This is a genomic window from Chryseobacterium sp. FW101-FHT12H09 (assembly GCF_058790395.1).
In genome coordinates this window covers 237,655-263,177 of record NZ_JBYTCP010000004.1, presented here as the reverse complement: position 1 = coordinate 263,177, position 25,523 = coordinate 237,655, and the positions used below count along the sequence as shown (strand labels likewise).

Annotated in this window: 25 protein-coding genes and 1 tRNA gene; 15 read left to right on the top strand and 11 right to left on the bottom strand. The window is 34.3% G+C overall.

Going from position 1 to position 25,523, the window contains the following annotated elements; genetic code table 11:
- Positions 1–47 precede the first annotated feature (47 nt).
- Both pdxR and AC3WRL_RS16835 read left to right on the top strand, forming a co-directional pair.
- The gene (pdxR, locus tag AC3WRL_RS16840; protein ID WP_492330803.1) at positions 48–1,511 is read left to right on the top strand and encodes a MocR-like pyridoxine biosynthesis transcription factor PdxR; all 1,464 of its coding nucleotides are present in this window, start codon (positions 48–50) and stop codon (positions 1,509–1,511) included.
- A gap of 165 nt (positions 1,512–1,676) precedes the next feature.
- On the top strand, positions 1,677–2,117 hold the full coding sequence (locus AC3WRL_RS16835) for a GNAT family N-acetyltransferase (protein WP_261512063.1): 441 nt from the start codon (positions 1,677–1,679) through the stop codon (positions 2,115–2,117).
- Between the two features lie 71 nt (positions 2,118–2,188).
- Here the strand turns inward: AC3WRL_RS16835 and AC3WRL_RS16830 are convergent, their stop codons facing one another.
- Positions 2,189–2,752, bottom strand: coding sequence for a 5' nucleotidase, NT5C type (locus AC3WRL_RS16830; protein ID WP_261512064.1), 564 nt, complete (start codon positions 2,750–2,752; stop codon positions 2,189–2,191).
- Between the two features lie 81 nt (positions 2,753–2,833).
- On the opposite strand from AC3WRL_RS16830, the gene AC3WRL_RS16825 reads away from it, so the two are divergent.
- Complete coding sequence (locus tag AC3WRL_RS16825; RefSeq protein ID WP_214825446.1) at positions 2,834–3,583, top strand: DeoR/GlpR family DNA-binding transcription regulator; 750 nt, start codon at positions 2,834–2,836, stop codon at positions 3,581–3,583.
- Between the two features lie 349 nt (positions 3,584–3,932).
- On the opposite strand, the gene AC3WRL_RS16820 is transcribed toward AC3WRL_RS16825, so the two are convergent.
- The 3 genes from AC3WRL_RS16820 to AC3WRL_RS16810 all read right to left on the bottom strand — a co-directional run bounded on the left by AC3WRL_RS16820 (position 3,933) and on the right by AC3WRL_RS16810 (position 6,376).
- Positions 3,933–4,109: a hypothetical protein gene (locus tag AC3WRL_RS16820; protein ID WP_214825445.1), complete on the bottom strand. Its 177-nt coding sequence runs from the start codon at positions 4,107–4,109 to the stop codon at positions 3,933–3,935.
- Positions 4,110–4,183: 74 nt separating this feature from the next.
- Positions 4,184–5,131 carry an MBL fold metallo-hydrolase gene (locus AC3WRL_RS16815; RefSeq protein ID WP_492330802.1) on the bottom strand — a complete coding sequence of 316 codons (948 nt, stop codon included), beginning with the start codon at positions 5,129–5,131 and terminating at the stop codon, positions 4,184–4,186.
- Positions 5,132–6,001: 870 nt separating this feature from the next.
- Positions 6,002–6,376: a helix-turn-helix domain-containing protein gene (locus tag AC3WRL_RS16810; protein WP_492330801.1), complete on the bottom strand. Its 375-nt coding sequence runs from the start codon at positions 6,374–6,376 to the stop codon at positions 6,002–6,004.
- A 205-nt stretch (positions 6,377–6,581) separates the two neighbouring features.
- On the opposite strand from AC3WRL_RS16810, the gene AC3WRL_RS16805 reads away from it, so the two are divergent.
- A complete protein-coding gene (locus AC3WRL_RS16805) occupies positions 6,582–7,358 on the top strand; it encodes a GLPGLI family protein (protein WP_492330800.1) in 777 nt (258 codons plus the stop codon).
- A 126-nt stretch (positions 7,359–7,484) separates the two neighbouring features.
- Positions 7,485–7,649, top strand: a complete 165-nt coding sequence (locus AC3WRL_RS16800) for a bacteriocin-like protein (protein WP_449243617.1) — start codon at positions 7,485–7,487, stop codon at positions 7,647–7,649.
- Positions 7,650–7,920: 271 nt separating this feature from the next.
- Here AC3WRL_RS16800 and AC3WRL_RS16795 read toward each other — a convergent pair whose 3' ends face one another.
- Positions 7,921–8,382 (bottom strand): hypothetical protein, encoded by a 462-nt coding sequence (locus AC3WRL_RS16795; protein ID WP_492330799.1) that lies wholly within the window; start codon positions 8,380–8,382, stop codon positions 7,921–7,923.
- 241 nt (positions 8,383–8,623) lie between these two features.
- On the opposite strand from AC3WRL_RS16795, the gene AC3WRL_RS16790 reads away from it, so the two are divergent.
- A complete protein-coding gene (locus AC3WRL_RS16790; protein ID WP_492330798.1) occupies positions 8,624–8,932 on the top strand; it encodes a hypothetical protein in 309 nt (102 codons plus the stop codon).
- A gap of 49 nt (positions 8,933–8,981) precedes the next feature.
- A complete protein-coding gene (locus tag AC3WRL_RS16785; RefSeq protein WP_492330797.1) occupies positions 8,982–9,110 on the top strand; it encodes a hypothetical protein in 129 nt (42 codons plus the stop codon).
- 382 nt (positions 9,111–9,492) lie between these two features.
- Here the strand turns inward: AC3WRL_RS16785 and AC3WRL_RS16780 are convergent, their stop codons facing one another.
- The 3 genes from AC3WRL_RS16780 to AC3WRL_RS16770 all read right to left on the bottom strand — a co-directional run bounded on the left by AC3WRL_RS16780 (position 9,493) and on the right by AC3WRL_RS16770 (position 11,977).
- Positions 9,493–10,527 carry a hypothetical protein gene (locus AC3WRL_RS16780; protein WP_492330796.1) on the bottom strand — a complete coding sequence of 345 codons (1,035 nt, stop codon included), beginning with the start codon at positions 10,525–10,527 and terminating at the stop codon, positions 9,493–9,495.
- Between the two features lie 111 nt (positions 10,528–10,638).
- Positions 10,639–11,643: a hypothetical protein gene (locus AC3WRL_RS16775; protein WP_492330795.1), complete on the bottom strand. Its 1,005-nt coding sequence runs from the start codon at positions 11,641–11,643 to the stop codon at positions 10,639–10,641.
- Between the two features lie 262 nt (positions 11,644–11,905).
- A tRNA-Arg gene (locus AC3WRL_RS16770) sits at positions 11,906–11,977 on the bottom strand.
- A 166-nt stretch (positions 11,978–12,143) separates the two neighbouring features.
- Between AC3WRL_RS16770 and AC3WRL_RS16765 the strand changes: the two genes are divergently transcribed.
- From AC3WRL_RS16765 to AC3WRL_RS16740, 6 genes are all read left to right on the top strand, one after another.
- Positions 12,144–12,941 carry an SDR family oxidoreductase gene (locus tag AC3WRL_RS16765; RefSeq protein WP_261512070.1) on the top strand — a complete coding sequence of 266 codons (798 nt, stop codon included), beginning with the start codon at positions 12,144–12,146 and terminating at the stop codon, positions 12,939–12,941.
- 76 nt (positions 12,942–13,017) lie between these two features.
- Positions 13,018–13,932 (top strand): helix-turn-helix domain-containing protein, encoded by a 915-nt coding sequence (locus AC3WRL_RS16760; RefSeq protein WP_214825430.1) that lies wholly within the window; start codon positions 13,018–13,020, stop codon positions 13,930–13,932.
- Between the two features lie 267 nt (positions 13,933–14,199).
- Complete coding sequence (locus AC3WRL_RS16755; protein WP_492330794.1) at positions 14,200–15,351, top strand: efflux RND transporter periplasmic adaptor subunit; 1,152 nt, start codon at positions 14,200–14,202, stop codon at positions 15,349–15,351.
- Positions 15,352–15,357: 6 nt separating this feature from the next.
- A complete protein-coding gene (locus AC3WRL_RS16750) occupies positions 15,358–18,525 on the top strand; it encodes an efflux RND transporter permease subunit (protein WP_492330793.1) in 3,168 nt (1,055 codons plus the stop codon).
- A 4-nt stretch (positions 18,526–18,529) separates the two neighbouring features.
- The gene (locus AC3WRL_RS16745; protein ID WP_492330792.1) at positions 18,530–19,915 is read left to right on the top strand and encodes an efflux transporter outer membrane subunit; all 1,386 of its coding nucleotides are present in this window, start codon (positions 18,530–18,532) and stop codon (positions 19,913–19,915) included.
- 87 nt (positions 19,916–20,002) lie between these two features.
- Positions 20,003–20,602 (top strand): hypothetical protein, encoded by a 600-nt coding sequence (locus tag AC3WRL_RS16740; RefSeq protein ID WP_214825426.1) that lies wholly within the window; start codon positions 20,003–20,005, stop codon positions 20,600–20,602.
- Positions 20,603–20,609: 7 nt separating this feature from the next.
- On the opposite strand, the gene AC3WRL_RS16735 is transcribed toward AC3WRL_RS16740, so the two are convergent.
- Positions 20,610–21,167 (bottom strand): AAA family ATPase, encoded by a 558-nt coding sequence (locus tag AC3WRL_RS16735; RefSeq protein ID WP_214825424.1) that lies wholly within the window; start codon positions 21,165–21,167, stop codon positions 20,610–20,612.
- Positions 21,168–21,182: 15 nt separating this feature from the next.
- Positions 21,183–22,169: a GlxA family transcriptional regulator gene (locus AC3WRL_RS16730; RefSeq protein ID WP_214825422.1), complete on the bottom strand. Its 987-nt coding sequence runs from the start codon at positions 22,167–22,169 to the stop codon at positions 21,183–21,185.
- A gap of 121 nt (positions 22,170–22,290) precedes the next feature.
- Between AC3WRL_RS16730 and AC3WRL_RS16725 the strand changes: the two genes are divergently transcribed.
- Positions 22,291–22,740, top strand: coding sequence for a DUF1569 domain-containing protein (locus tag AC3WRL_RS16725; RefSeq protein ID WP_492330791.1), 450 nt, complete (start codon positions 22,291–22,293; stop codon positions 22,738–22,740).
- Positions 22,741–22,807: 67 nt separating this feature from the next.
- The gene (locus AC3WRL_RS16720; protein WP_492330790.1) at positions 22,808–23,956 is read left to right on the top strand and encodes a hypothetical protein; all 1,149 of its coding nucleotides are present in this window, start codon (positions 22,808–22,810) and stop codon (positions 23,954–23,956) included.
- A 45-nt stretch (positions 23,957–24,001) separates the two neighbouring features.
- Here the strand turns inward: AC3WRL_RS16720 and AC3WRL_RS16715 are convergent, their stop codons facing one another.
- Positions 24,002–25,441, bottom strand: a complete 1,440-nt coding sequence (locus AC3WRL_RS16715; RefSeq protein WP_492330789.1) for a S41 family peptidase — start codon at positions 25,439–25,441, stop codon at positions 24,002–24,004.
- Positions 25,442–25,523 lie beyond the last annotated feature (82 nt).

Below are 25,523 nucleotides of genomic sequence, written 5' to 3'. Positions count from 1 at the left end.
GATTTTGAATTACATTTGTGTATCAACTCATATCTATATTAAATAGGATGTTACCTTACAAATCGTTAATTAAGCTGGACAGAGGAGGATCGGTGCCACTGTATGTTCAAGTATGTAATCAATTTATATCACTGATTACAAATGGTACGCTGCAACCATCAGACAGTCTTCCGAGTTCACGGATACTTGCAGATCTTATTGGGATCAATAGAAATACGGTAAAGCTGGCCTATGAAGAACTTATCAGCCAGGGTTGGGCAGAGTCTGTTGAAAGAAAAGGAATATTTGTTCTTTCTAATCTGCCAACGTCTTCTAAGATCATAACCTCTGAACATAGTGAGAATAATGATCTTAGTGAAGCTTTTTATTGGAATAATCCATTTAAAACCCCTTCTTCAGGAAAGGATTTTCAGAAAATAGATCTTGCGATCGATGGTGGCTTTCCCGATGTACGGTTAGCTCCTGTAGATCAGCTTATGAGAGAATATAGAAGTCTTTCCAGAAAATTCTATGGTAAAAATTTTCTGAAATATGGAAGTTCAAAAGGCTCCGAACATCTTCGCGATTCTATCTGTCATTATTTATCTAACACCCGGGGGTTAAATGTTTCTAAAGAAAACCTTATCATCACAAAAGGAAGCCAAATGGGGATCTATCTTGCAGGTAAACTGTTAATGGGTTCATCTGATATTATTGCTGTGGGCTCCTCCAATTATCCTTTTGCAGATCAGACGTTCCAATATTTAGGAGGTAAGCTTCTCAGAATTCCTATTGATGAACAGGGAATGGATATTGATCATCTGGAAACCGTTTTAAACCACACTGCGATAAAAGCAGTTTATATTATACCTCATCATCATTTTCCAACCACTGTAACGACAAGTATGGAGCGCAGAATGAAGTTATTGCATCTTGCTAAAAAGTATCGTTTTGCCATTATTGAGGATGATTATGATTTTGACTTTCATTACGATAATAAACCATACGTACCTCTGGCGAGTATAGATCATCATCACAATGTTATTTATATAGGATCTATTTCGAAAACATTTGCCCCGGCACTACGAATTGGATTTATGGTGGGACCTTCAGCTTTCATTGATGCAGCATCATCAACCAGGGAATTTATAGATAAGCAGGGTGACACATTACTGGAAAATGCATTTGCAATGATGTTCGATAGCGGAGAAATGGAAAGACATTTTAGAAAATCTTTAAAAATATATAAACAACGCCGCAATCTTTTTTGTGAAATACTAGCTTCAGATTTTAAAGAACTGATTGATTTTAAAATTCCAGAAGGAGGATTGGCTGTGTGGGCTGACTTTAATAAGAAAATTAATTTAACGGAAGTTGCCGGGAAAACATTGAAAAAAGGACTGTATATCGAATATGGGGATCTTTATAAAAATGAGGTTTTTGCAAGCAATGGAATGAGGATGGGATTTGCGTCATTGAATGAAAAGGAAATGAGACTGGCGTTGAGTATACTGAAAGAGGCGATTGATTAGTTTTGAATTTTGAATTATTGTTGTTATAGCTCTTTATTGTAGTTTTTTTATCCTAAATGCTCACGTTATTAAATTTTTATGTTGATTTGGGCTATATCATATTTCACAATTGGCATATATAGAACGAAATGATCTGTTTTAAATTTGTATTAAATAAAATACATTATGCAGAGTCAATATACCATTTCAGATTTTACGACCGATCTGGAGATTCAACAGTGCTGGGAAGTGATCTCTTTATTAAGACCTCATCTCGATAAAAATAACTGGAAAGAAATCATTCATGAAATGATGGAAAATGAGAAGTACAGGATTTCTGGAATTATGGAAAATGATCAGTGTGTGGCATTTGCCGGATACCGGGTTATGAACTCCTTACACAGCGGACATATTATTTATATTGATGACCTTTGTACCCTGGAATCTCATAGAGGAAAAGGTTTAGCCTCTCAACTACTGGAATATGTAGAGCATATTGCCAGGTCCAATGCGATGGATGCGGTAGTTCTTGATACTGACTTCACTAATAATACTGCGCAAAAGGTTTATCTGAAAAGCGGATTCAGGCTTGCGGCGCTTCATCTTGCACATCCATTGAAAAAGTAAGATCATTTTTATAATATAAAGAAAAGGTAACCAATACATTGATTACCTTTTTTTATAGATATGATATCCGATTAAATAGCTTCAGATTGACTTAGGTTTCTAATATTACTAAATAAATCCCTCACCTCATCCCAGCTGTGTACCCGCTGATGATGATCTATACTACTATTGTGTCCGGCATTGAACATAATGGGTCTGCCTTTACAGAAATCAAGATTTTTAATATGGTCATCTATCAGATAATCGGTGTCGATAACACTCTTATCACCACACATGATTATATTTTTCCATGATATAAAAGGGAAATGCTCCTGCAGCCATTCGTATTTTTCATATAATGAAAGTGGAAACTCCATAGCAGCAGTCACAATATAAACATCATAATCATTCATCAATTCTTTAACTACTTCCACTGCATTAGGCATTACCGGCAGAGTGCGGAAAAAACCGGGAGTCTGTAAAAATTTTAAGACTGCTTCTCTATCTGGAAAAGCTTCGGGTTCCGGTTTACCGATCATATCTTCTCTACTGATTAAAATACCGTGATCTCTGTGATACCAATCGATAAGTTGCGCTTCTACATCTGCTATTACACCGTCCATATCTATCGCAATGGTTTCTTTCTTATTTTTCATTTTGCAATTATTTGCAACAAAGATATGTATTATTGCATAAAGTTGCATTATTTTGCAATAAATATTTTCTATATTTGTGTTATGATAAAAGCTGAAAGACAGGATCTCATTCTCGAGTATTTAGTAAAAGATAAAAAAGTATTGCTTGATCAGATCAGTAAAATACTTAAAGTATCTGAAGATACCGTGCGTAGAGATATTAAAGAATTATCAGATAAAGGTCTGTTAAAAGCTGTCCGTGGTGGTGCTATTCAAAGGTCTTCAATGCCGCTTCATTTTAAAGACCGTCAGAATATCGACGTCCCACACAAGAAGATCATTGCTGAAAAGGTATTGGAATATATTAAACCCGGAATGGTTCTGTTAGTTGACTCAGGAACTTCAGCACTGGCGGTAATTGCTAATTTACCAAAGGATATTGCTTTAACTGTAGTAACCAATAGCTTTCCGGTTGCTTCACTTTTGGAAGATCATAAAGAAATTGAAGTTTTATTTATGGGTGGAATGCTGAATAAAATTTCATTCTCTACAAATGGGTATGAGACGATTCAAAGTATAAGGAATATCAGAGCTGATATCTGTTTACTGGGTGTATGCAGTATCGATCTGAATTTTGGAGTTACCGGTGATGATTATGAAGACAGCCTGGTTAAAAGGGTGATGATAGAAACTTCAAAATGCACGATTGCTCTTTCGACTTCAGATAAGTTGGGAAAATCCGAATCCTTTTATATCTGCGCTGCCAATTCACTGAATATTATTATCACTGAGGCAGATCCAAAATCAGATTATTTAAAACCTTATATAGATGCCGGGATTGAGGTTAGATAACGAGCAGCATTAAAAACTGAAGACAAAGAAAAATTTCATTCTTTGTCTTCAGAGAAATTTTAATCGATTATGATGGCCATGCATAGTCCATTGGGGCCTGCCTGAGATCTCGGACGGCATGCACCGTTGATGCAACACCAATCGTCACCGCATTCTAAGCTTTCAGGACATGGCGGATAGCCACCGTAGATCATTCTTAATTGATTTCTTTCTAAGGATTTCAGATTTTTCATAGTACATTGTTTTTTTGGATATAATTAAATTTACATGAAGATGAGATAGCATTGCCTATATCATCTAATAATCAAACGACAAAGAATATGATTATTCTTTGCCGTTTGAAAAAATTCTATTCGATTGGTGGTGCCATACATAATCCATTGGGTCCCGCCTCTGATATAGGACGGCAGCCGCCATTGATACAGCATTTTCCAGGGCCACATTCCAGATTCTCAGGACATGCGGGTACGCCACCATTAATTACTTTTAACTGATTTCTTTCTAATGATTTCAAATTGTTTTTCATAGTACATTGTTTTTAGTTGTAAAACAAATGTAATGAATTATATGATAGGATGTTAAGTATTTGGTTATATCTCCTTATAAAGTGATTTTTTCCCCTTGTACAGGGAAAATATACTTGATTCCCAGAGCATTTTTTTCTTTCAGTTGCTTCTTGATTTTTTCAATATGATCACCTACAGGTTTCAGATGGGTAATAATGACAGGAACGTGATGCAGTTTTCCTGGCTTACAGAATCTGTTCAGAGTATTTAGTTCCTGTTCCAGTAATTTTGGAGTAAGGTGGCCAAATAAAGATTTGTCGGGCTGTTCATTAGGGAAGGAAACCTCTATTAGAATTCCCTTTAATTTTTGCTCATTAATATAAGGAGCAATCTGTTTCCATAAATTTTCAAGCTTATTGCTTTTTTCTATAAGATCGCTTCCCGTATCTCCTAAATATAAAAGATAATCACCATCATGTCTTACGAGAAAAGCTGTACTCTCATACGGATTGACATGACTTAGCGGAAATGCAGTGACATACATTTCGGTATCAGTGATCGGTATTTCCTTACCATCCTCAAGACTTACCATCTTATATTTGCTTAAACGGGGAGCTTCACCGGAATCGGTAAAGTTGGCCCAGCTTTCCCATGAGAAATATTTATCTGTAATGATTTTCCCTACGGTAGGAAGGGTATACACAGACTTTTTTGTATCATCCGGACTATTTAAGATCATTCCGCTTACATGATCGAGGTGTGCATGAGAAATCAGGTATCCCTTGATATTTTGTTGCATAACCTGCGATGCAGAGCTTTGTTTAAAATTTCCTTTCTGTATGGCTTTTTCAATTCCTGAACGTATCGTTCCGGCATCAAGCGCTATATAATTTTCAGAATTTACCGGAGCAGCCATATAACTGGATAAATTACTTTCATCACCACCACCATAAGTTCCCAGTGGAATCACTTTAAAACTATTCTGTGCTGAACAAACAGCTGCCGACAAAAAGATAGTCAGATTGAAGAAATATTTTATCATATAGAGTATCGTTGTATTGAGAATTGATCAATCAATGCAAGTACAAATTTAATTCAAAAATATACTTGTACAAAATTACAATCAACAGGAAAGGGGGAGTATAAAACTATTAAAATTATGTTAAAGTTTGTATTGTCTCAATTCTTGGCACAATATTTCAATGTAAGAACACAACTCATGTTTAATTTGAGTTTTCATGGTTATTAGTTTTTATCCTCAACTTCGGTTGGGGATTTTTGTTTAAAAGAAAACCCTCCATTCAGAGGGTTCCAGTGGCTATAATATGATAAGATCTAAAAAAAGTGTCTCAAACAAAAGCTTCCCGGATAAAGGGGAAGCAATAAAATAATAAGTGATGCTTGATTATTAGTTTTCCCCCTAAAAGTAATAAGTATTTGTATATCAATTATATGATCGTAATCATAAAGATTTGTTTAACATTTTTAAACCAGATCCTATCAATTAGCTAAATAAAAAAGGAGCCTTTCTAAATTGAAAGACTCCTACGCTTATTATGAATTTTAAAGGTATTATAAACTTCCCAAAATAGGGAAGTAAATGTGCAAAATAGAATGTAAATTTTTATTACATTGTAAATATAGTAATAAATTTTGATATTATTGTTAATAATAATCATATAATTCGTTATTGTAATTATTATTCTTAATAATAATTGATTATTTTTATATGTGGTATGTGGTTGTTTTTAGCGCTTTTAATGCATGAATTCCATGAAAATACAAGTTTTACTTGTGCCAATTTTTCGAAATGAAAATAGCAGAAATAAGAGAGCATATTAATCAAAAAAAATCATCTCCGAAACGAGATGATTTTTTATTTATTTATTTATTTATTTATTTATTTATTTATTTATTTTCCTGATCCTATCTGTTGTTTCAGTTTATCGTTTTCTTCTTTTAAAAGAACTATATAATCCTGTAAATTTTTTATGACTGAAATACTCACATCATTATTAAAATTGGTCACATTACCACCTCCTGAAGAACCTGGGCTATCATTAAAAACAGGGTTTTCAACAATTACTTTCGCTTCTTCCATTTCGTAAATTTCATCAACCTGGACTTCAAGGAAAGCAGCAATCTTTTCCCATTCATCTTTAAAGATTTTTACGTCACCGCTTTCCTTCCTGCTGTAATTAGATACATCCGTTGCAATGATATCAGCAATCTGCTGTTGCGTATAACCTTTTCTCTTTCTTAGCGAACGTAATTTTTCTTTTTGCATATCTGACATTTTTACAAATTTGCAAAAAAAAATGATAACTTCTATGGAAATGGGAAGGCATTTGGGAAGAGGTGCTTTTTTATTTATTCTTTTTTTAATTAAAGTTTCATGTTGTAAATTTATTCTGCATAATTTTTTCTAAAAAGGCGGTAAACAAGTTTGAATTCTTCCGAAAAAAATTATTACATTATTCACAAAAACAAAAATGAAATTATTTGCTTTTTTATTTTTCTTATCTCATTTTGTTTATTGTCAATCTAATAGATTTGTGTATGAATATAAGTCTGTTAAAGACACTATAAAAAATGATACAACAAAAGCAGTAATGTATCTGGATGTATATAAGGAAGGCTCTATTTTTTATGATGTCCAAAATTTTAAAAATGATTCAATTGCATCAATACAAGATGAAAAATTAAGTAGTTTTGAAAACCGGGTTTATAAAAAATATCCAAACTATGATGTTTCTCTAATTGTCTCGTTGTATGGTGATATTTATATAGTTTCTGATTTAAGAAAAATGGATTGGAAAATTTCTTCAGAAAAGAAGGAAATTAATAAATTCTCTACCCAAAAAGCTACTTTACACTTTGCCGGAAGAATATGGACAGCCTGGTTTTCTACGGATATTCCTATATCTGATGGCCCTTATAAATTTCATGGTTTGCCCGGTCTTGTTTTAAAAATAGAGGATAATACCCATACACATAGTTTTGGATTAGTTGCTATTGAAAAATTAAATGGTATTTTAAGTTACAAAACAAGCAGTAAAAAAATGCTATCTATTGATCATGAAAAGTATAGGAAATTATATAAAGAATATCGAGGAAATCCTAGCAAAAACTTGATGGGTCTAGATATTATAGAGACTCAGGATGGAAAAAGCAACAGTGAATTTAAGAGAAATATGGAAAAATATTACAAGAACAGAACTAAAAATAATAATAATCTTTTAGAGGTTGATTTACTGAAAACTAAATAAATATTAAAAGTGTAAATACTTTTGTTGTTTGATTTAAGGGTGTAGATTTTCGTAATCATATTTTGTATATTAAATCTATAGTTGGAGAATAATTCTTATATTTAATACCTAATTAAAATAAAAACAATGAATAATTTCAAAAAAATTTCCAGAGAAGGATTAAAACAAGTTAAAGGAGGCGGAGGCATAGATGGTGTTTGCAAACCTCACTTTAAGCTCATTTGCGAAGCCACGGGTATTTGCGGACCAGAACCAGACGCTGCTTGTAATTGCTATTGCGTTCCAATATAATAAATAGAATCCCTCAATCTGAGGGATTTTTCATATAAAAAAGGAGCCTTTCGAAATTGAAAGACTCCAGGGGCTGTAAAATGTATAAGTTGCAAAAATTATTCAAATAAAAGCTTCCCAAAAGAGGGAAGCACTACGATTGTAAAAAACGATGAATTATTATTAGACTGGTTTTCTAAATCAAATTTAGCAACAGATTTTAAATTTATTTATGATCGTAATCACAAAGTATTGATTTGGAGTGTTTTCAACTTCAAGCCTGTAAAAAATATCAACTGATCTGGCCACGAACCTCTTTGTAATTCTCTGTAAATAGAACCGGGTCAATTTTCATTTCTAAAAGCGATAAAATTTTATTGAACTCTGGTTTAAGGTAAACACTCATATTGAGTTCCAGCTTCCCGCCAGAGTAATATATCGTTGCTGATGGTGTTTTAAATTTTCCTAGCCTAATCATATCTATTTGTGTAATGTCACTCCACAAAAAAGAATGTTTCTTCAGACCACCAACAAAACGTAGACTGTCATTCGAAATAATAAGTTTTACCCGGGTATAGATAAACATTGAAACGGCAATTAGAAAAATAAAAGCGGCTAAAAAGATAATCCATCCAGCATTTTTTATTTTGAGCACATACCCTCCCAATATTAACATTAAAAGGCTTACAATGCGGTATATAGTTTTTTGCCATCGGGGTGCAGAAAAAACTTCTTCTTTAAGTATTGGTTGCATTATTTAAAAATATAAAAAACAGGTAATAGTGCAACCAATAATTCAAAACAATTACCTTATCTGATTAAATTTTAGCCAAATAATACGGATAAATAATTGTAAATCATCGAGTCATATAAATTGTATATATTTAAGTTTAATAAAAAACTAAAACCTATGAGAACATTAACCATTACAAGTTGTATTGGAGTCCTAGCTATTTGTTTAGGAGAAGGTAATTATTAGTCTTAATTTTGAAAATATGAAAAATTTTATTTTATTCTCTTTGATGATATGTTGCGGTTGTAGTAAAACAGTTAGCCAGCCTATTATTGATTATAGTCCGGATTATGGAGACCAAAGAAATATGATTTCTGATCTTAAAAAAAAGCATAATGAACAAACTATTGTTTTAATTGGAAGTAAGGTTTATTCATATGATGATTTTAATTCATTAATAAAAAAAGAGAAAATTAAAACTTTTAATATTATTAACAAAAAAGAAGAAATTGAAAAATTAAACTATTCATATAATAAAATAAAGACAATTATTTTAGCAGAAATGAAATAATATAAGGCCGCATTAGCAGCCTTTTTATTTAAATTACATATTCTATTACATGAGAAAAATACTTATACTTACATTTCCGATTGGTCAGCACGATTGGTCTTATGAGGGGGTAGCATTTAAAACTTCAAGTGATCTTCAAAGAATGGTCATTTTTATACAACAAATCTTAATGAACTAGGATGGGCGGAAATGGCTGGACATATGAAGGAGTTGCATTTTATGCAGTAAAATAATAGTCCCATTTAAATATCACATTTGAAATTTTATCCCTGACCTTGGTTGGGGATTTTTTAAATTAAAAAAGGAGTCCTTCAATTGCGAAAGACTCCTATCCAGTAATATTAAAAAGATCTAAAAAAGTATTCTAAAAAAGCTTCCCGTTGGAGAGAAGCTTAACTGTAAAAATGATGAATTATTATCGGAATACTTTCCATTTCAAATTTAATAACAGATTTTAAGTTGGTTTATGATCGTAATCATAAAGTATTGAATTAAACCATTTTCAATGCTTGAAGAGTAAATTGGTTATACAAGTCGGAAAGAGATGACACTTTGCTCTTTCATTTTTTAATTTTATTTGTTTTTGGGTATATCCTGTACAATGTTTTGTCAATGATACAAGCGAGTGTATCCATATCATTTTTAGGAATATTCAATTGTTCTGGGTAGGCCAATGTTCTCTCTTTATATTTAAAGTTAAAATTTTTAGTTCCAAAAGGAATGCTGAAATAATTTATATGGTGCTGCCTGAAAGAAACACGTAGATAATGTGTATGAATAAAATTACTTTCTATGGTTGGTTCGTCTGTTTTCACATAGGTATTCATATTTTTGGTAAGCGTTTGTACACTCATTTTTTTTTTGTAATTGGGGAAAAGTAGGTATAGACTATTCCAAATATCTTCAATATTATTTGCCTTTACTTTCGTTTCTTCAACGGTATATAGTTGTCCATTTTTATTGGTATAGAATTCTGTGTCCAATGCTTCATATGCTATTGATACTTTCGTTACAGGGTAGAGTGTTTTGTAGAAATTGGCTTCTTTTGTTTTTTCCTTTAGATAAAGACTGTCTAACTCTTTTTTTTCATTATCCTTAAGGAAATCCTTTATAGAATAGCCTTTTCTTTTTAAAAATTCAGCTTGCGTTTCTTCTATAATAAAATCGTTGAGTTCCCGATTTTCCTGCTTCTGATAATCCGTAAAACGATAACTTATTAATTGTTTTTTTAAATGGTCATCACCCTTATAAATTTCCTTAGAAAAAATAAATCTTTGGTTAAGGGAATCAATGTAAAAGTCTTTTGTTTTCGGGAATCGTTTAATTATTTTTCCTTTTTCTGTAATAGCAGTTACGGTTATAAAATCACCGGTTTTCAATAACAAAATATAGCCTTTACCATTGGGTATATGCAGCACAAAATCTGTCTTTATGTCTGTTTTTTCAATTTCAAAAAAGGGATCTTTATTTTCGGGTATAAAAACCCAATCTCTGTGTTTGTCCCATTGTGGAATTCGATATCCCATCAAAAAAGCAATTGAGCTAAAAACTGCTATAAAGACAATTAATGAAATATATATATTCTTGTTTTTCAATGTGTCTGTTTTTAGAATGTATTGGTGCTAACGTTTTACTGCTTTACGTTCGGACAGAAAATCAAAGCAATTAGCCCCGCTTTCGGCAAACCTTTGTTAGTGGTTGTTTTTTCAGTAGTATTCATATTTTCTTATAATCAAATATTTGATATTATTTTCAACTTTTATTGATTTTGTTGGATTACCATTATGGTCAAACAGCAAATCTATATTTTTGTCCACAATGGTTTCATTTTCTATTCCTCGAAATTTGGTTGTTATTTTTTCCAGGTAATTATCTTCGTTAAATGTGTAATAAATGTCAAACGGTCTTATCTCAGTTGCTGAGTTTGTATATTTTTCTTCTGTTCTTTGATGTGTGATTTTATGATTGCTGTCAACGAATGTCCAAATTGTTTTAAATAGATTATTCTTGCTGTCGAAATATTCTTCCGTATACAGTTGATTTGTTAACCATTTTTTGTGAGTTATAGAAATTGTATCTTTTTTATTTTCAACAACAACTCCTGTCCTTTCTACATTCGTATAATTATATGAGATGTTTGTTTCCATAAATGTAGAAGATGTTTTGGTTTTATACAAAATCTTTAAGCTGTCTAAATTTCCTGTACGGTTATAATTAACAGTAGTATTACTTTTACAATTCTTGGGATTTTTAGGTTTATTTTTAGTTTGGTCAAATTGTTCATATTCTAAGACTGCTATTTTTCTTATTTGCCCTTTTAAAGCCCATTCATTAATTTCAGAATTTTCATTTTCACCAATTGAAATTTGGTTATTTCTTATTGGATGAATACCATAATTTGCATCATAATCTGGGCTGCTAAAATATATGTTACCTTCTGAGCGTTCTCCACCATATTTATTTACAGTTAATAATACAGTGTCAAAGTCTAAAGGAATTTCTTTGCTGTCATATACAAAAACGGTGTCAGCAAAAGCATTATTTGAAAAGTCTTTTATTATTGAAAATTTTGAAATAGAAATCATTTCGCCATTTTCATGAGATATGAATTTTGCTATTGCATTTAGTGTTGCGGGTTTTGTTTTACTTACAGATTGTCCATAAGAAAATGAAAAAAATAATAAAGAAAAAATTGTAATAAGTATTTTCATTTCTTTTCGTGTCGGAATTCTGATTTGAGGTTGTTTGTAAAATTACGCTTAACGTTTTGGGATTGCCGAAGGACAAAAGCTTAATTTATGATTAAAGTTCAACTGAAACACTGCCGGTGAATTTCGCATTTCAGCCTTCCTCATGCAAAGCCCTTGTTAGCAGTAGTTTTTATTTTCATTTAGTTTATTTGCAATCGTCAATACAATACCAAGCCTATGTTTAACTTTCATTTTTCAACTAAATAGTAGAGTATTCAATTTGTAGCCTCACCAGGGATCGAACCTGGATCTAAAGTTTAGGAAACTTTTGTTCTATCCATTGAACTATGGGGCCTCTTTAGATCAAATATATTAATATCAATTCAAAAATTAATAAGGAAGACCTATTTTTCTGTCTTTAAAATGTAAATTCCATTTTGGCTACATCAAAATCCAATTTGGCAACTCTGGCGTTTTTTTGATTGCAGACATTTGTATTGTAATTTTAATACAATAAAAAAATGAAAACAATTTTTATAACAGGTGCCTCAACAGGACTTGGAAAAGCAAGTGCAAAATTATTTCAAAGCAGAGGATGGAACGTGATCGCTACGATGAGAAATCCGGAATCTGATACAGAACTTAGAGCTTTAGAGAATGTAACAGTTCTTCCATTGGATGTAACAAATCCGGAACAGATCAAGTCTACTGTGAAAAAAGCACTTGAGATCAGCAATATCGATCTAGTCTTTAATAATGCCGGATATGGTTTAATGGGACCTTTAGAAGCCTTAACGGATGATCAGGTCGTTAAACAATTAAATACAAACTTATTAGGAGTGATTCGTGTAACACAGGCTTTCATTCCTTATTTCAGAGAAAAAAGAAGCGGAATGTTTATTACGACAACGTCTATTGGCGGGTTGATGGCGTTCCCCTTAAGTTCTACCTATCATGCAACGAAATGGGCACTGGAGGGATGGAGTGAAAGTTTAGCTTTTGAACTGAATACTTTCGGAGTGGACATAAAAACAGTTTCTCCGGGAGGAATAAAAACAGATTTTATCAGTCGCTCTCTGGATATGGGAACTCAACCGGAATACGAACCTATAATCAAAAGTCTGTTTTCAAACTTGGAAGGGATGCTGGAAGCAGCTTCGGAACCGGAATTGATTGCCGAGGTTGTATATGAAGCAGCAACAGACGGGAAAAAGCAACTACGATACATCGCAGGAAAAGATGCCAATGAATTGTATGAACAACGTCAGGAGTTAGGTGTTGAAGCATTCAGAGAGCAATTGGGAAAACAGTTTATATAAATTTTCCTTTTAAAACAGCACAGGTACAGTGTGAGCTGTGCTGTTTTTTCACTTAAATAATTCATACATTTATACTATGGAAAAGAAAGATAACAGCCCTTTGAAAATCTCATCCATTTCCGAGCTTCATCAGATATTGAGGGTGCCAAAACCCCTTCATCCATTGATTAGCTTGATTGACAATACTGAAATGAGTGTCAACAAGGAACTGCTTAACCGCAACTTTGTGATGGATTTTTATAAGATCTCCTATAAGTTTTCTGAGAATGGAAAAATTGGATATGGGCAAGGGTACTATGATTTCAATGAGGGTGGAATGATGTTTACGGCACCCAATCAGATTTTATCTACTAATGAAGAAGCGAAATACCATGGATATACTTTATTGGTTCATCCTGATTTCATTCGAAATTACCCGCTAGGTAAGAGTATAAAGAAATATGGTTTCTTCTCTTATGACACCAATGAAGCACTTCATTTATCTGATAAAGAAAAGAAACTGATCGTGGGGTTATTGGATAATATTCATGGCGAGTTGGATACAGCGATTGATGAGATCAGTCAGGATGTCATCGTTTCTTATGTTGAGGTGTTATTAAACTACAGTAACCGATTTTATAAGCGCCAGTTCATAACACGTAAAACGGTTAATAGTGATTTACTTTCCAAAATGGAAAATTTACTTGAAGATTATTTTAATAAACAGGAGACTTTAACCGGTGGACTTCCTACCGTGGAGTTTTTAGCTTCGAAACTCAATCTTTCACCACACTATCTTAGTGATATGCTTCGTAATCTGACGGGACAAAATGCCCAACAGCATATCCACGAAAAACTGATTGAAAAAGCCAAAGAATATCTTACGACCACCAGTCTTTCAGTGGCAGAGGTAGCTTATCAGCTCGGATTTGAACATTCACAGTCTTTTAATAAGTTATTTAAGAAGAAAACAAATACCACTCCTTTACTTTATAAACAGTCTTTTAATTAAAATATCTTTTCAAAAATAGGAGTTATCTTCAATAAATATAACAGAGACCAGTCTTTATCCCATCGGGAGAGACTGGTTTTTTATTATATAAAATTCTGTTTCGATTTAATAATTTTTATTAAATGTTAAAATTTATTTAAAATTTGACATTTTTGATCTAACAAAATCCTATTTTTATAATCATAGGGTAGTGCTAAGGGATTTATTTTAAAGCTTGAGATGATAATTCATTTTTTTGTAATTCTTATCAGACACAAATATTTTAATATGACGAAAAGTAGATATGTCCTGTTTATTCCAATATTATTGCTTTCTTGTGGCAAAAAAAAGGAACAGACAAAAGAGAAACCTATACAAAGTTATCAGGTATTAACTCTCACTCCGAGATCGGTAACAGTTTATAATGATTTCCCAGCCTCCATACAAGGTGAAAATGTAGTGGAAATAAAGCCCATGGTTTCTGGTTACCTCCAGGATATTTATGTTTCCGAAGGAGCCGCAGTAACTAAAGGACAGCTATTATTCCGGATCAAAAATCCCCAATATGAACAGGACATTGTTACAGCCAGGGGAGCTATAAAAATAGCAGAAGCCAACGTCAATACTGCCCGTATGAATGTGGAGAAAGCAAGACCTCTGGTAGAACAGGAAATTGTAAGCAAATATCAACTGAGTTCCGCTTTATATACTTTACAGTCACAAGAGGCTGCTTTGTCTCAGGCAAAAGCAACTCTTGCCAATGCTCAAACCAATCAAGGATATACCTACATCCGAAGTCCACAAAGTGGAACCATTGGTCTTATTCCTTATAAAATAGGTGCTTTGGTAAGCAGTACAACAACAGATCCGCTTACGACACTTTCCGACACCACAAGTATTTTCGCCTATTTTTCCCTCAGTGAAAAACAGCTTCTGGATTTTATGAATACAATGAAAGGAAGTACGACGCTGGAAAAATTAAATAATATGCCTCTGGTCACATTGGTATTGGCTGATGGAACCGTTTATCCTGAAAAAGGCAAACTGGTAACAGCCAGCGGTGGCATAAACACAAGTACCGGTACTGCAACATTCAAAGCAATATTCGATAATAAATTAGGTCTTATCCAAAACGGCGCAAGTGCTACGATCCGGATTCCTGTTAGTCTCGATAATGCTTTATTAGCTCCTCAGACGGCGATTTATCAAATGCAGGATAAATCATTCGTCTATCAGTTGATGAATGGAAATAAAGTAATGAGTACTGCGGTAGTCACCTCACCTACAGACGACGGTAACTTTGCAGTGATTAAAGATGGCGTTAAAGTAGGAGATAAAGTTCTTCTTAACGGGCTTAATATCAGTGACAGCACGGTAGTAAAACCCATACCTGCCAATGCTGTTGAAGTGTACAGTACCATGAAAACCAAATCTAACTAAGAGGCCATGCTAAAGCTATTTATAAGACGGCCGGTATTAAGTACTGTGATCTCTGTCATCATTGTTGTACTGGGGATTTTAGGAGTGACCAGCCTGCCGGTGGCTCAGTATCCTAATATTGCACCGCCTACCATTCAGGTTTCGACTTCCTATCCGGGAGCTAATACAACAACACTGATTAATAGTGTGGTTTTTCCACTTGAGCAGCAGATCAATGGCGTGGAAGGGATGACTTATATGACCTCATCAGCGAGTAATACAGGATCGGCAAGTATCACTGTTTATTTTGCAGTAGGTGTAGATCCTAACCAAGCTGCGGTAGATGTACAGAACAGAATAAGTACGGTATTATCCAAGCTTCCGCAGGCGGTAACGCAAGCTGGGGTAACAGTAAGGAAACAGCAAAGCAGTAATGTGCTGATCGTTGGATTGTACAGTGAGCGCTCGCAATATGATCAGAAATTTTTACAGAATTATGCGGCGATCAATTTAGTTCCGCAGCTACAGAGAGCAAAAGGAGTAGGTGGAGCCAACATATTCGGTGGAGCGATGACCTATGCCATGCGGATCTGGCTGCAACCCGATAAAATGGCAGCCTATGGATTGGTTCCCGCTGATATTACGACAGCATTGAATGCACAGAATTTTAATGCTGCACCAGGTAAAATTGGTGATAACATGGCTCAGGCATTTCAGTATGATATTACCTATTCCGGTACGTTGAGCTCACTTGAGCAGTTTCAGAATATTATTATCAAATCAATTGGAACCGGACAGTATCTTTACCTTAAAGATGTTGCTCGTATTGATTTGGGAACCCAGACCTATACCAGTGCTACAGCCATTAATGGTAAACCTGCCGTTGCCATATCGATAAGCCAGACTCCAGGTTCCAATGCCCAGGAAGTGATTGTAGGAGCACAGAAAGTAATGGCTGATGCTTCAAAGAGTTTTCCTTCAGGGATCAAAATGATAGAGCTGGTTAATATTAATAACTTCCTTGGTGAAAGTATTGATAAGGTTCTCCATACATTGGTTGAATGTTTTTTACTGGTGTTTGTCGTGATCCTTATATTTTTACAGGACGTACGTTCTACCATTATTCACGGAGTTTCTGTTCCGGTGTCGATTATAGGAACATTCTTCTTTTTGTATTTATTTGGATACAGTCTGAATTTGCTTACTTTATTTGCTTTGGTACTTGCCATAGGTATTGTGGTGGATGATGCCGTAGTGGTTGTGGAAGCTGTACACAGCAAGCTCGAACATGGATATACGTCCCCTCGTAAAGCAGCAATTGATGCAATGGGAGAGATTGCTCCGGCTATTGTTTCTATTACGCTTGTAATGGCTTCAGTATTTCTTCCTGTCACTTTCTTAGGAGGCTCTGCAGGGGTATTTTATAAACAGTTTGGTATTACACTGGCGATTGCTATTATGATCTCGGCAGTGAATGCACTTACTTTAAGTCCTGCTTTAGCGGCTATGTTTTTACGACCGCCAAAACATGAGGTGGAAGGAAGTAAAAGAGGCTTTTTGAAAAAGATAAAAGATGGTTTTAATTCCAATTATGACAAATTAATAAATAAATATATAGCCTCTGTAGGGTTTCTGATAAAGAAAAAATGGCTGACAGCACTTCTTGTCGTCCTTTTTGGAGGGTTATTTTATGTGACGATTAAAAGTGTAGCCTCAAGTTTTGTCCCTTCAGAGGATATGGGAACTATTTTCGTTAACGTAACACTTCCTGCTGCGGCAACTAAAGAAAGGGTACAGACCATAAACACTCAGATAGATCGTATTGCCCATACCATTCCTGAGGTACAGGCTTCAATGACGACATTGGGACAGAATCAGTTGGGAGGAAGCGGAAGTTCTTACGGAATGCTTATTTTAAGGCTTAAACCCTGGAGTCAGCGTCCTGGAGTTACCGATAAGGATATTATACAGCAGCTTACTGAAAAAACAAAAAATATACAGGGAGCTTCCATTAACTTTATGCAGCAACCTACCATCAGTGGTTTTGGTACGAGTGGTGGATTTACATTTCAGATCGAAGACAGAGGTGGACATTCCATTGCTGACTTTTATGGAGTAGCCCAAAATTTTTTAGCAGAATTAAATAAAAGAAGTGAAATTCAATATGCGGCTACAGCATTCAATCCTAATTTCCCACAGTATGAAGTAGATGTCAATCTTGCCAAATGTGAAGACAATGGAATCCAGCCTGCAGATATTTTAAGTTTAATGAATGTCTACTATGGAAGTTCTTATATAAGTAATTTTACGGAATTCGGACAGCAGTATCAGATCATTCTTCAGGCTGATAATCCTTACAGAGGAACCATTGAGCAGATGAATAACATTAAAGTACGAACCAAAAGCGGAGTAATGAGCCCCATTTCAGAGTATATAACGATGAAAAAAGTATATGGACCATCATCCATATCGAGGTTTAACATGTATAATGCTATTTCAGTGAATGGTTCACCCAATATAGGCTTCAGTACAGGTCAGTCTATGGAAGCTATCAATGAAGTGGCGGCTAAAGTTCTGCCTCCGGGCTACAGTTTTGAATACAGTGGTATCAGTAAAGAAGAGCAGAGCTCAGGTTCTCAGGCTGGTATTATATTTTTGTTAAGTCTTTGTTTTGTCTATCTGTTGCTGAGTGCTTTGTATGAAAGCTACATTCTTCCATTAGCGGTAATCCTTTCGCTACCTGTTGGACTGAGTGGGATATTTGTTTTTGCTAAATTATTTGGGATTGATAATAATATTTATGTACAGATCTGTATGATCATGCTGATAGGACTCTTGGCGAAGAATGCCATTTTGATGGTAGAGTTTTCTTTAGAGAAGAGACACGAAGGAATGGGATTGCTTGAGAGTGCATTAGAAGGGGCAAAAATTAGAATACGTCCGATATTGATGACTTCATTAGCTTTTATTTTCGGTTTGATGCCTTTGATGTTTTCTACAGGTGTTGGGGCTAATGGAAATAAATCTATTGGGATAGGTTCTATCGGCGGAATGTTATTTGGGACATTACTCGGAATATTTGTGATCCCCGGACTCTATGTCATCTTCCAGGGATTGCAGGAGAAAATAAAAAGTAACAAATATGACGAAAATGATGAACTGATTGTTGATAATAAAAATAGCTCCTTACAATAGAAGTATGGTACATTGGAAAATAAAATATAAATTTTTTGTACAGGTAATCATTACCTCAGCTATACTTTATAGTTGTGATGTTACCAAACCGTATGTGAATAAACAGTCGGCTCCTGATAATTTGTATGGAAATACAGTAAAAGATACAACCTCTATAGCAACACTTTCCTGGAAAGAAATTTTTAAAGATCCTTTATTGCAACAGCTTATTACGGAAGGGATTGAAAATAACCTTGATCTGAAAACAGCTGTTACCAATCTGAAAGTGGCTGAAGCCAATTTTGTACAGAGTAAGCAGGCATTTCTACCTTCTCTTTCCGGAAATGCTTCAGGAGGAGAGTATCATCCCTCAAATTCACAGGCCGCGAATAATCAGGTTTATCAGTTGTATGCGTTATCCTCATGGCAGGCTGATATCTGGGGTAAGTTAAGAAGTACCAAAAGATCAATGTATGCCAGTTATCTTGCCAGTGAAGCATATAAGCAGGCGGTACAGACGCAGCTCGTTGCCAATATTGCCGTGACTTACTATCAGCTTCTGGCTTATGATGAGCAGCTGAAAATTGTTCAGCAGTCTTTAGAAGTTTATTCCAAGGATACAGAAACCATGAAAGTTTTGAAAAACAGTGATGTGGTGACAGGGGCAGCAGTGGTACAGAGTGCTGCTAATTACTATGCTGTAAAATCTACTGTTCCGGACATAAAGAATAATATCCGCCAGACAGAAAATACAATCTCTTTATTATTGGGCAGAACTCCAGGTCCTATTCAACGGGACTCACTTTTTAATGAGCAGATGTACAGTGAATTGTCAACGGGTTTACCTACCCAATTACTGGCCAACAGACCGGATGTTAAACAGGCTGAGTTACAACTGAGAAGTTATTTTGAACAAGTGAATGTTGCTCAGACGGCCTTTTATCCTTCATTAACGATAACAGCTCAAGGAGGTTTGTATGCTACACAGCTAAAGTCTTTTTTTAGCGCAGGTGCTTTTCTTGCTAATATTGTAGGAGGTTTAACGCAGCCTATTTTTAATAATGGACTTAATAAACAAAAGCTAAAAATAGCACAGGCCAATTATGAGGCTGCAGAATATAATTACAACAAAATACTGCTTACTGCAGGTCAGGAGGTTTCTAATGCGCTTTATCAATACCAGATGGTAGATGAAAAAACATCCTCAAGACAAGAGCAGATTGCCAACCTGGAAAAAGCAGTCCATTTTACAAAGGAATTATTAAAATACACCAGTGCTACCAATTATACAGATGTCCTTACATCAGAACAAAGCCTTTTAAGTGCAAAACAAAGCGCAGTGACTGATAAACTTCAGCAACTTCAGGCGGTTGTTAATTTGTATGCTGCGCTGGGAGGTGGGTGGAAATAGATTCCATTTGTTTATTGTTCTTATTTATAATTTTCGAATGATTATATTGCATGCTTTGTTGCCAATGAATCACTTGAATTTATTTTTATGAAAAATATACTGTTTGCCTTTTTTGCTCTTATACAGATCACCGTCTATTCACAGAATAAGACTGGAAAAGATCATTTTAATATCGTAGTGCGGGAAGAAACAGGTGATTTAAATAATGATGGGCGTAAGGATAAATTAATTCTGGCTATGGATACTGTTGATACAACTGTTCCATTTAGATTGCAGATATTCCTTTCCCAGCCGGATGGAAAACTTAAGTTACATACCTCATCAACGGATATTATTGAAGCTCAGTATCCTGTTGAATTAAAGGGCAAACACGCAGAAAATCAAACCCCGACTTTTAGTATTGAAAATGGAAACTTATACATCTTATCGGATATCAAAGATGGACATGCTGAGTATACATTCCGGTATAAAAATGGAAACTTCGATTTAATTAATGTATCAAAAGGGACTTGGGATGGTAAAAACTTAACCACAGAAACTGAAATTAATGTATTGACCGGACTTAGAACTGCAACGGTTAAAAGACTGGGATCAGAAGATATCGTTAAGGAAACTAAAAATAGAATTAAGCGAGGATCTCAACCCACATTACAGGACTTTAAAAAGTTCGAAAAAGAATTTGAATGATTGGTTATTATAAGGGATTTACAATTTTATCCAAAATAAATTTAACCCTGTTCTCAACCGTTTCCAAAGGAACATCAATGGTTTGATACCCATAAATAGAGTAGGTATTTTTCATCGCATCATAAGTTGCAACAGCTTCTTCCCAGGTTTGTTTTCTTTCATCATCAGTTTCATAAATTTCCGGCCACGGCGGAAGAATGAAAACTTTATGATTATAACGGTAAGTCTCGGTAATATCTTTCATGTCAGGAGAGATCACTAAGTCTATCATTTCAGCATAACAAAATGCATCTACAATCCCACGGTCAAAGAATACAATATTCCTTTTATCATTTGATATGGCTTTAAAACTATAAACTGATGCATTGATCATGAGATGTGTATACAGTTCTTTATCTTTCCAGGGAAGACCATTACCATGATTTTGTACCTGTTCCTGTATGATCTTTCTGGCATCTTCCGATACAGTAAGGTATCCCATCTTTTCGAGTTGCTTGAGAATTGTTGTCTTTCCAACACCCGGACCTCCGGTTATTATATAAAAATTATCGTTTTGGTACTTCATAAATCAAACTTCTACCTAAGCTATTTCCTGACTTTTATATTTATTTCTATAGTCTATAGGGGTTAATCCAGTAATTCTTTTAAATACAGTTCTGAAAGTTCTAAGATCATTATAGCCCATACTGTAGGTAACATCAGCAATATTATTCTCTCCGGCTTCCAGTGCTTTTTTTGCAGCCTCTACTTTTACTCTTTGAATATATTCTATAGGATTTAGTGAGGTCGCATTTTTAAATCGACGGATAAAATTCCTTCTGCTCATATTCACCTGACTGGCGACCTGTTCTACTGAGATCTCTGTAGTAAATTCCTTCTCTATATAGCTTTGAGCGATATGGATATCATGATCATCGTGCCGGCGTTGTCCGGAGAAAATCGTAAAAATATTCTGAGAGGTCCTTCCGTAATCGAGTTCATAATATTTACTTAAAGAAACCGATATCTCTTTGCCACAGTTTTTTTCTATAAAATACAAAAGGGCATTTAACGATGAAAATCCACCACCACCAGTAATGATCGCTTTTGAATGGGTGACCACATGATCCGGTTTGAAATCAATTAAAGGATACCTTTGCTGAAGATCTTCTATTGCATTCCAATGAGAAGTAGCAGGCATATTATCCAGAAGACCACTTTCGGCAAGGAAATAAGCCCCTGTACATAGACTAATGATCTCAGATTTCTGTTCGTACATTTTCTTGACCCAATCAATCAGTTTTGAATTCTTAGATAATATAGTATTGATGTCCTCAGGTCCGGCCTTCATTGGCGGAATGATAACAACATCGGTGTCAAATTCATCAGACAGCGTTTTACTACAGCTAAATTGCATAGGCAGACTTGACTGTACATTTTTATGATGAACACCCACCAATTCTATCTGAAAGGGAGGTGGCATTCCTTTTATTAATGCTGCTTCATTGGCGCTGGTAAGTAGTGCTGTTGTAGTAGATAGTGCGGTAGGCATTGCATCTTCATACACTATTATTGAAATATGTTTCATAGGTAGATATGCTTGTGTACTCAAAAATACGTAAAAAAATGGCACAAAATACACTGCTTGTTGTCATTTAACCGTTGCGGATCCCGTTTCCAAACCTTCTAATTTTACATAAAAATCAGTTATGAAAACAATATTTGAAAATACAACCAGACAAGAATTGATCAAAAGGATAAATTCCCTTACGGAAAAGAATACAGCTCAGTGGGGAAAAATGAATCTTTATCAGATGACCAAGCACTGTACCATATGGAATGATTGGATTCTGGGTGTAGATAAGCAAGGTTATAAACAGGAATTTATGGGGAAAATATTTGGGAAAATTGCTTTAAGGAGCTTGGTGAAAAATGATAAACCAATGGATAAGAATATTCCGGCAGGAAATTTTGCCATCAAGGGACTAGATGGTAACCTTGAGCAACAGAAGAAGATATGGATGGAACAGATCGAGGCCTATGGAAATTATTCGAATCCCGATTTTATTCATAATTTTTTTGGAAGGATGAAACCTTATGAATTGGGTATTTTTGTATATAAACATATGGATCACCACCTGCGTCAGTTTAATGCCTGATTTAAACTGAAGTCTAATCATTATTTCTTCTTATATTGGTGTTTTAGAAATAAAATTAACCAATACCATGAAATATTTATCCTATCTCTTTTTTTTATTTTTAATGCTTGCGTGCAATGGTCAGGAAAAAGTAGATCTTTTCAAACTGAATTTAGATGAACCGATTGAAAAGATCGTAGACTTTAACGATAAAAATATGATCGGTGTAGAAACAGTTGAGTATGCGTATGGCCTTTTGATAGAAATGGATAACCCGGGAAAATATACATTTGATGGAATTGATCTAAAGGGACAAAAAGTATTTCTTCAGATTAATTCTGAGCGGCTCAAAACAGATAGCATTACCAAGTTTGGTGGAGGGCACTTTGATATGAAGGGATTTAAAGACAAAACAGAGCTTGCTAAAATTTTAAAAGAATACAAAGCAGATCCTACCATTTATGGATTCAGAATGGAAATGCAAACACCAACTCTTAAAAAAGAGATCCTGAAAAAACTTGAAAGCCAATATGGAAAGGGGACCAAGAACCCTAATACAGATAATGGTCTGTATTGGAATGTGAGAAAACAGAATAAGTATATTTTCTATGCACCGGACTATGACAGGCTCATTATTTTAAATAAATCCAATCTATCTAAAAACTGCTATTGGGATAGCATGAATGGTCTTATTGATTTTGGAGGATGTGATCACGAAGCATACACTAAAGAATTAACGAAGAACAGGACAGACTCAAAGGATATTAAAAACAAACCGGTCTTAAAAATTGATAAGAACTGGAATATCAATGACCTTAGACTTGGTGCATCAACTGAAGCTGATTTCGTTAAATCTGCCACTGGCAAAAACTTTGAAAGAGTGATTACATTGAACCCCAAGGGAGGTTTACAGGAAGTTATGCATGAAAACAAATACAATAATTTCTATTTCTATTTTACAGCAGGTAAAAACGGAGAGAATGATCAAAAGAATAATATTTTAAAAGGCTATTCTATTAATGACTTTGAAGCGGTGGAGATATCATTTGAAAATCAGTTAAAAAAAGGAATGAAAGGAGAGGATGTAGTAAAGGTTATCGGTAAAAATGATATCATTGGCGATACCGGATTAAAGTATTCCAATTATTTAGAGATTAAAAACCCTACCTATAAAATCAATTTGATATTTGACGACAATAAACTGTTTTCAAGTATGTATGTTCTTAAAAAAGAGTAATTCTTAAACTCATATAAAAGGCTTCCATAATCGAAGCCTTTTTATTTATTCTAAAATCCATGCAGATGCTTTTTGTATCTCAGCATCGATATTTTTGTCAGTGGATGGAGTTATAAGGACGTCAGGCTCTATCTTTCCCATATATTTTTTTCCTGCTCTGTCCATTTCATAAGTTATTGCTAAGAGAAGGGTCTTTCCATCACTGAGTCTATAAGCCTGATTAGCACTCGTAAGCCCGGCAGAAGGTTGTCCAAAAGTCTTAACATTCTTTTTTCCTATAAACGAAATCGTTGTAGCTTCACCACTGCTAGCCGTACTTGGGCCTATTAAAACAGCAATTTTCTGATCTTGTTTTTTAAGCGTATAAGGTTTGGAAACTTTGACATTATAGCTTTTTCCATTTTTATAACTCCAATCACTTTTGCTTTTTCCATCTTTTGTAAAGTAACCCAGGGTACCTTCACCAGTCAATGGTCCTAAGCCGGTGATCATCGGATACATATTTCCTCCTGTATTTGGTCTTAGATCAACAATCCATCCCTTGATTGTATTTTCAGAATCCAACGTTTCAATCATATGTTGAATTTTTTCTGCAAATGCATTACCTACTTCCTTATTTAAAGAAGAAAACCCAGGAACCATAACATAACCAATGTTTTTATCCAACAATTTTGATTCAGGTTCAATCGGAGAACTCTTATTGCTTTTTTTCTCCTCAGAATATTCCTTATTATCAATGAAAGAGTGATTATCACCTGCATTGTTTAATGCTTTCATAATATATTGGATCGCTGGAGTAGTGTCATCCACTGTTTCCATTCCATTAGAAAGTTTTTGCAGATTTGCTTCCAATTTGTTCCAGTCTATTTTATCTTTAAAAATTGAATTTCTTTTTACGATACTTTTAAATTCATCAATATATTTTATAGCTGGTTTAGAGGCTGGTTTTCCAGAAAATGGAATCTCTGAAACTGAAAAATCATCAAACCAAACTTTTCCACCTCCCATTAAAAAGCCTCCTAGTACAAAGTAATTTGCCTGATCATCTAATATAAATTCTAAGAAATATTTTTTCCAATCTTCATTAGGACTTACTTTGTGATTCTGTGTAACAGAATTTGCGAAATCAATCATGTTTTTTTTCTCATCACGAACCTGTGTCCAAAGTGCAATATTTCCTTGTATATTTTCTGATTTGATATAAGCACTGATTTCTATCTTTCTTAGGCCTTTTCCAGGAACAGGGACTTTCTGTGAAAAAGTTTGTAATTCATTGGCACTTTCTTTTTTACTTGAGATCTGTAATGAATTTGTACCAGAATGTTTAACTACATTATCTGCCTTCATCTCATAGAGATCAAGGATTTTATTGCTCCAGTCTGTGGGATAATTATTTTCAGTTTTTTCAAAACCTGGATTTAGTAATTGAGCCTGTATAAAGATTCCACCCAGTAAAATGGAAATGCTCACTATTGTTTTTTTCATGGTTTAATTTTAATATTTAAAAATAAAAAGAATAGACGGAATACAATAAGTGATTAAAAAATTAAGTGAGAAATAATCACTT

What these genes read in the sequence shown, in the direction of transcription:
- AC3WRL_RS16775 (WP_492330795.1), bottom strand. Translation starts at nt 11,643, where the DNA reads ATGAAAATACTTATTACAATTTTTTCTTTATTATTTTTTTCATTTTCT.
- AC3WRL_RS16725 (WP_492330791.1), top strand. Translation starts at nt 22,291, where the DNA reads ATGAAAACAATATTTGAAAATACAACCAGACAAGAATTGATCAAAAGG.
- AC3WRL_RS16735 (WP_214825424.1), bottom strand. Translation starts at nt 21,167, where the DNA reads ATGAAGTACCAAAACGATAATTTTTATATAATAACCGGAGGTCCGGGT.
- AC3WRL_RS16745 (WP_492330792.1), top strand. Translation starts at nt 18,530, where the DNA reads ATGGTACATTGGAAAATAAAATATAAATTTTTTGTACAGGTAATCATT.
- AC3WRL_RS16755 (WP_492330794.1), top strand. Translation starts at nt 14,200, where the DNA reads ATGACGAAAAGTAGATATGTCCTGTTTATTCCAATATTATTGCTTTCT.
- AC3WRL_RS16835 (WP_261512063.1), top strand. Translation starts at nt 1,677, where the DNA reads ATGCAGAGTCAATATACCATTTCAGATTTTACGACCGATCTGGAGATT.
- AC3WRL_RS16830 (WP_261512064.1), bottom strand. Translation starts at nt 2,752, where the DNA reads ATGAAAAATAAGAAAGAAACCATTGCGATAGATATGGACGGTGTAATA.
- AC3WRL_RS16815 (WP_492330802.1), bottom strand. Translation starts at nt 5,131, where the DNA reads ATGATAAAATATTTCTTCAATCTGACTATCTTTTTGTCGGCAGCTGTT.
- AC3WRL_RS16740 (WP_214825426.1), top strand. Translation starts at nt 20,003, where the DNA reads ATGAAAAATATACTGTTTGCCTTTTTTGCTCTTATACAGATCACCGTC.
- AC3WRL_RS16720 (WP_492330790.1), top strand. Translation starts at nt 22,808, where the DNA reads ATGAAATATTTATCCTATCTCTTTTTTTTATTTTTAATGCTTGCGTGC.
- AC3WRL_RS16820 (WP_214825445.1), bottom strand. Translation starts at nt 4,109, where the DNA reads ATGAAAAACAATTTGAAATCATTAGAAAGAAATCAGTTAAAAGTAATT.
- AC3WRL_RS16790 (WP_492330798.1), top strand. Translation starts at nt 8,624, where the DNA reads ATGAAAAATTTTATTTTATTCTCTTTGATGATATGTTGCGGTTGTAGT.
- AC3WRL_RS16730 (WP_214825422.1), bottom strand. Translation starts at nt 22,169, where the DNA reads ATGAAACATATTTCAATAATAGTGTATGAAGATGCAATGCCTACCGCA.
- pdxR (WP_492330803.1), top strand. Translation starts at nt 48, where the DNA reads ATGTTACCTTACAAATCGTTAATTAAGCTGGACAGAGGAGGATCGGTG.
- AC3WRL_RS16795 (WP_492330799.1), bottom strand. Translation starts at nt 8,382, where the DNA reads ATGCAACCAATACTTAAAGAAGAAGTTTTTTCTGCACCCCGATGGCAA.
- AC3WRL_RS16760 (WP_214825430.1), top strand. Translation starts at nt 13,018, where the DNA reads ATGGAAAAGAAAGATAACAGCCCTTTGAAAATCTCATCCATTTCCGAG.
- AC3WRL_RS16750 (WP_492330793.1), top strand. Translation starts at nt 15,358, where the DNA reads ATGCTAAAGCTATTTATAAGACGGCCGGTATTAAGTACTGTGATCTCT.
- AC3WRL_RS16810 (WP_492330801.1), bottom strand. Translation starts at nt 6,376, where the DNA reads ATGCAAAAAGAAAAATTACGTTCGCTAAGAAAGAGAAAAGGTTATACG.
- AC3WRL_RS16715 (WP_492330789.1), bottom strand. Translation starts at nt 25,441, where the DNA reads ATGAAAAAAACAATAGTGAGCATTTCCATTTTACTGGGTGGAATCTTT.
- AC3WRL_RS16805 (WP_492330800.1), top strand. Translation starts at nt 6,582, where the DNA reads ATGAAATTATTTGCTTTTTTATTTTTCTTATCTCATTTTGTTTATTGT.
- AC3WRL_RS16825 (WP_214825446.1), top strand. Translation starts at nt 2,834, where the DNA reads ATGATAAAAGCTGAAAGACAGGATCTCATTCTCGAGTATTTAGTAAAA.
- AC3WRL_RS16800 (WP_449243617.1), top strand. Translation starts at nt 7,485, where the DNA reads ATGAATAATTTCAAAAAAATTTCCAGAGAAGGATTAAAACAAGTTAAA.
- AC3WRL_RS16765 (WP_261512070.1), top strand. Translation starts at nt 12,144, where the DNA reads ATGAAAACAATTTTTATAACAGGTGCCTCAACAGGACTTGGAAAAGCA.
- AC3WRL_RS16785 (WP_492330797.1), top strand. Translation starts at nt 8,982, where the DNA reads ATGAGAAAAATACTTATACTTACATTTCCGATTGGTCAGCACGATTGG.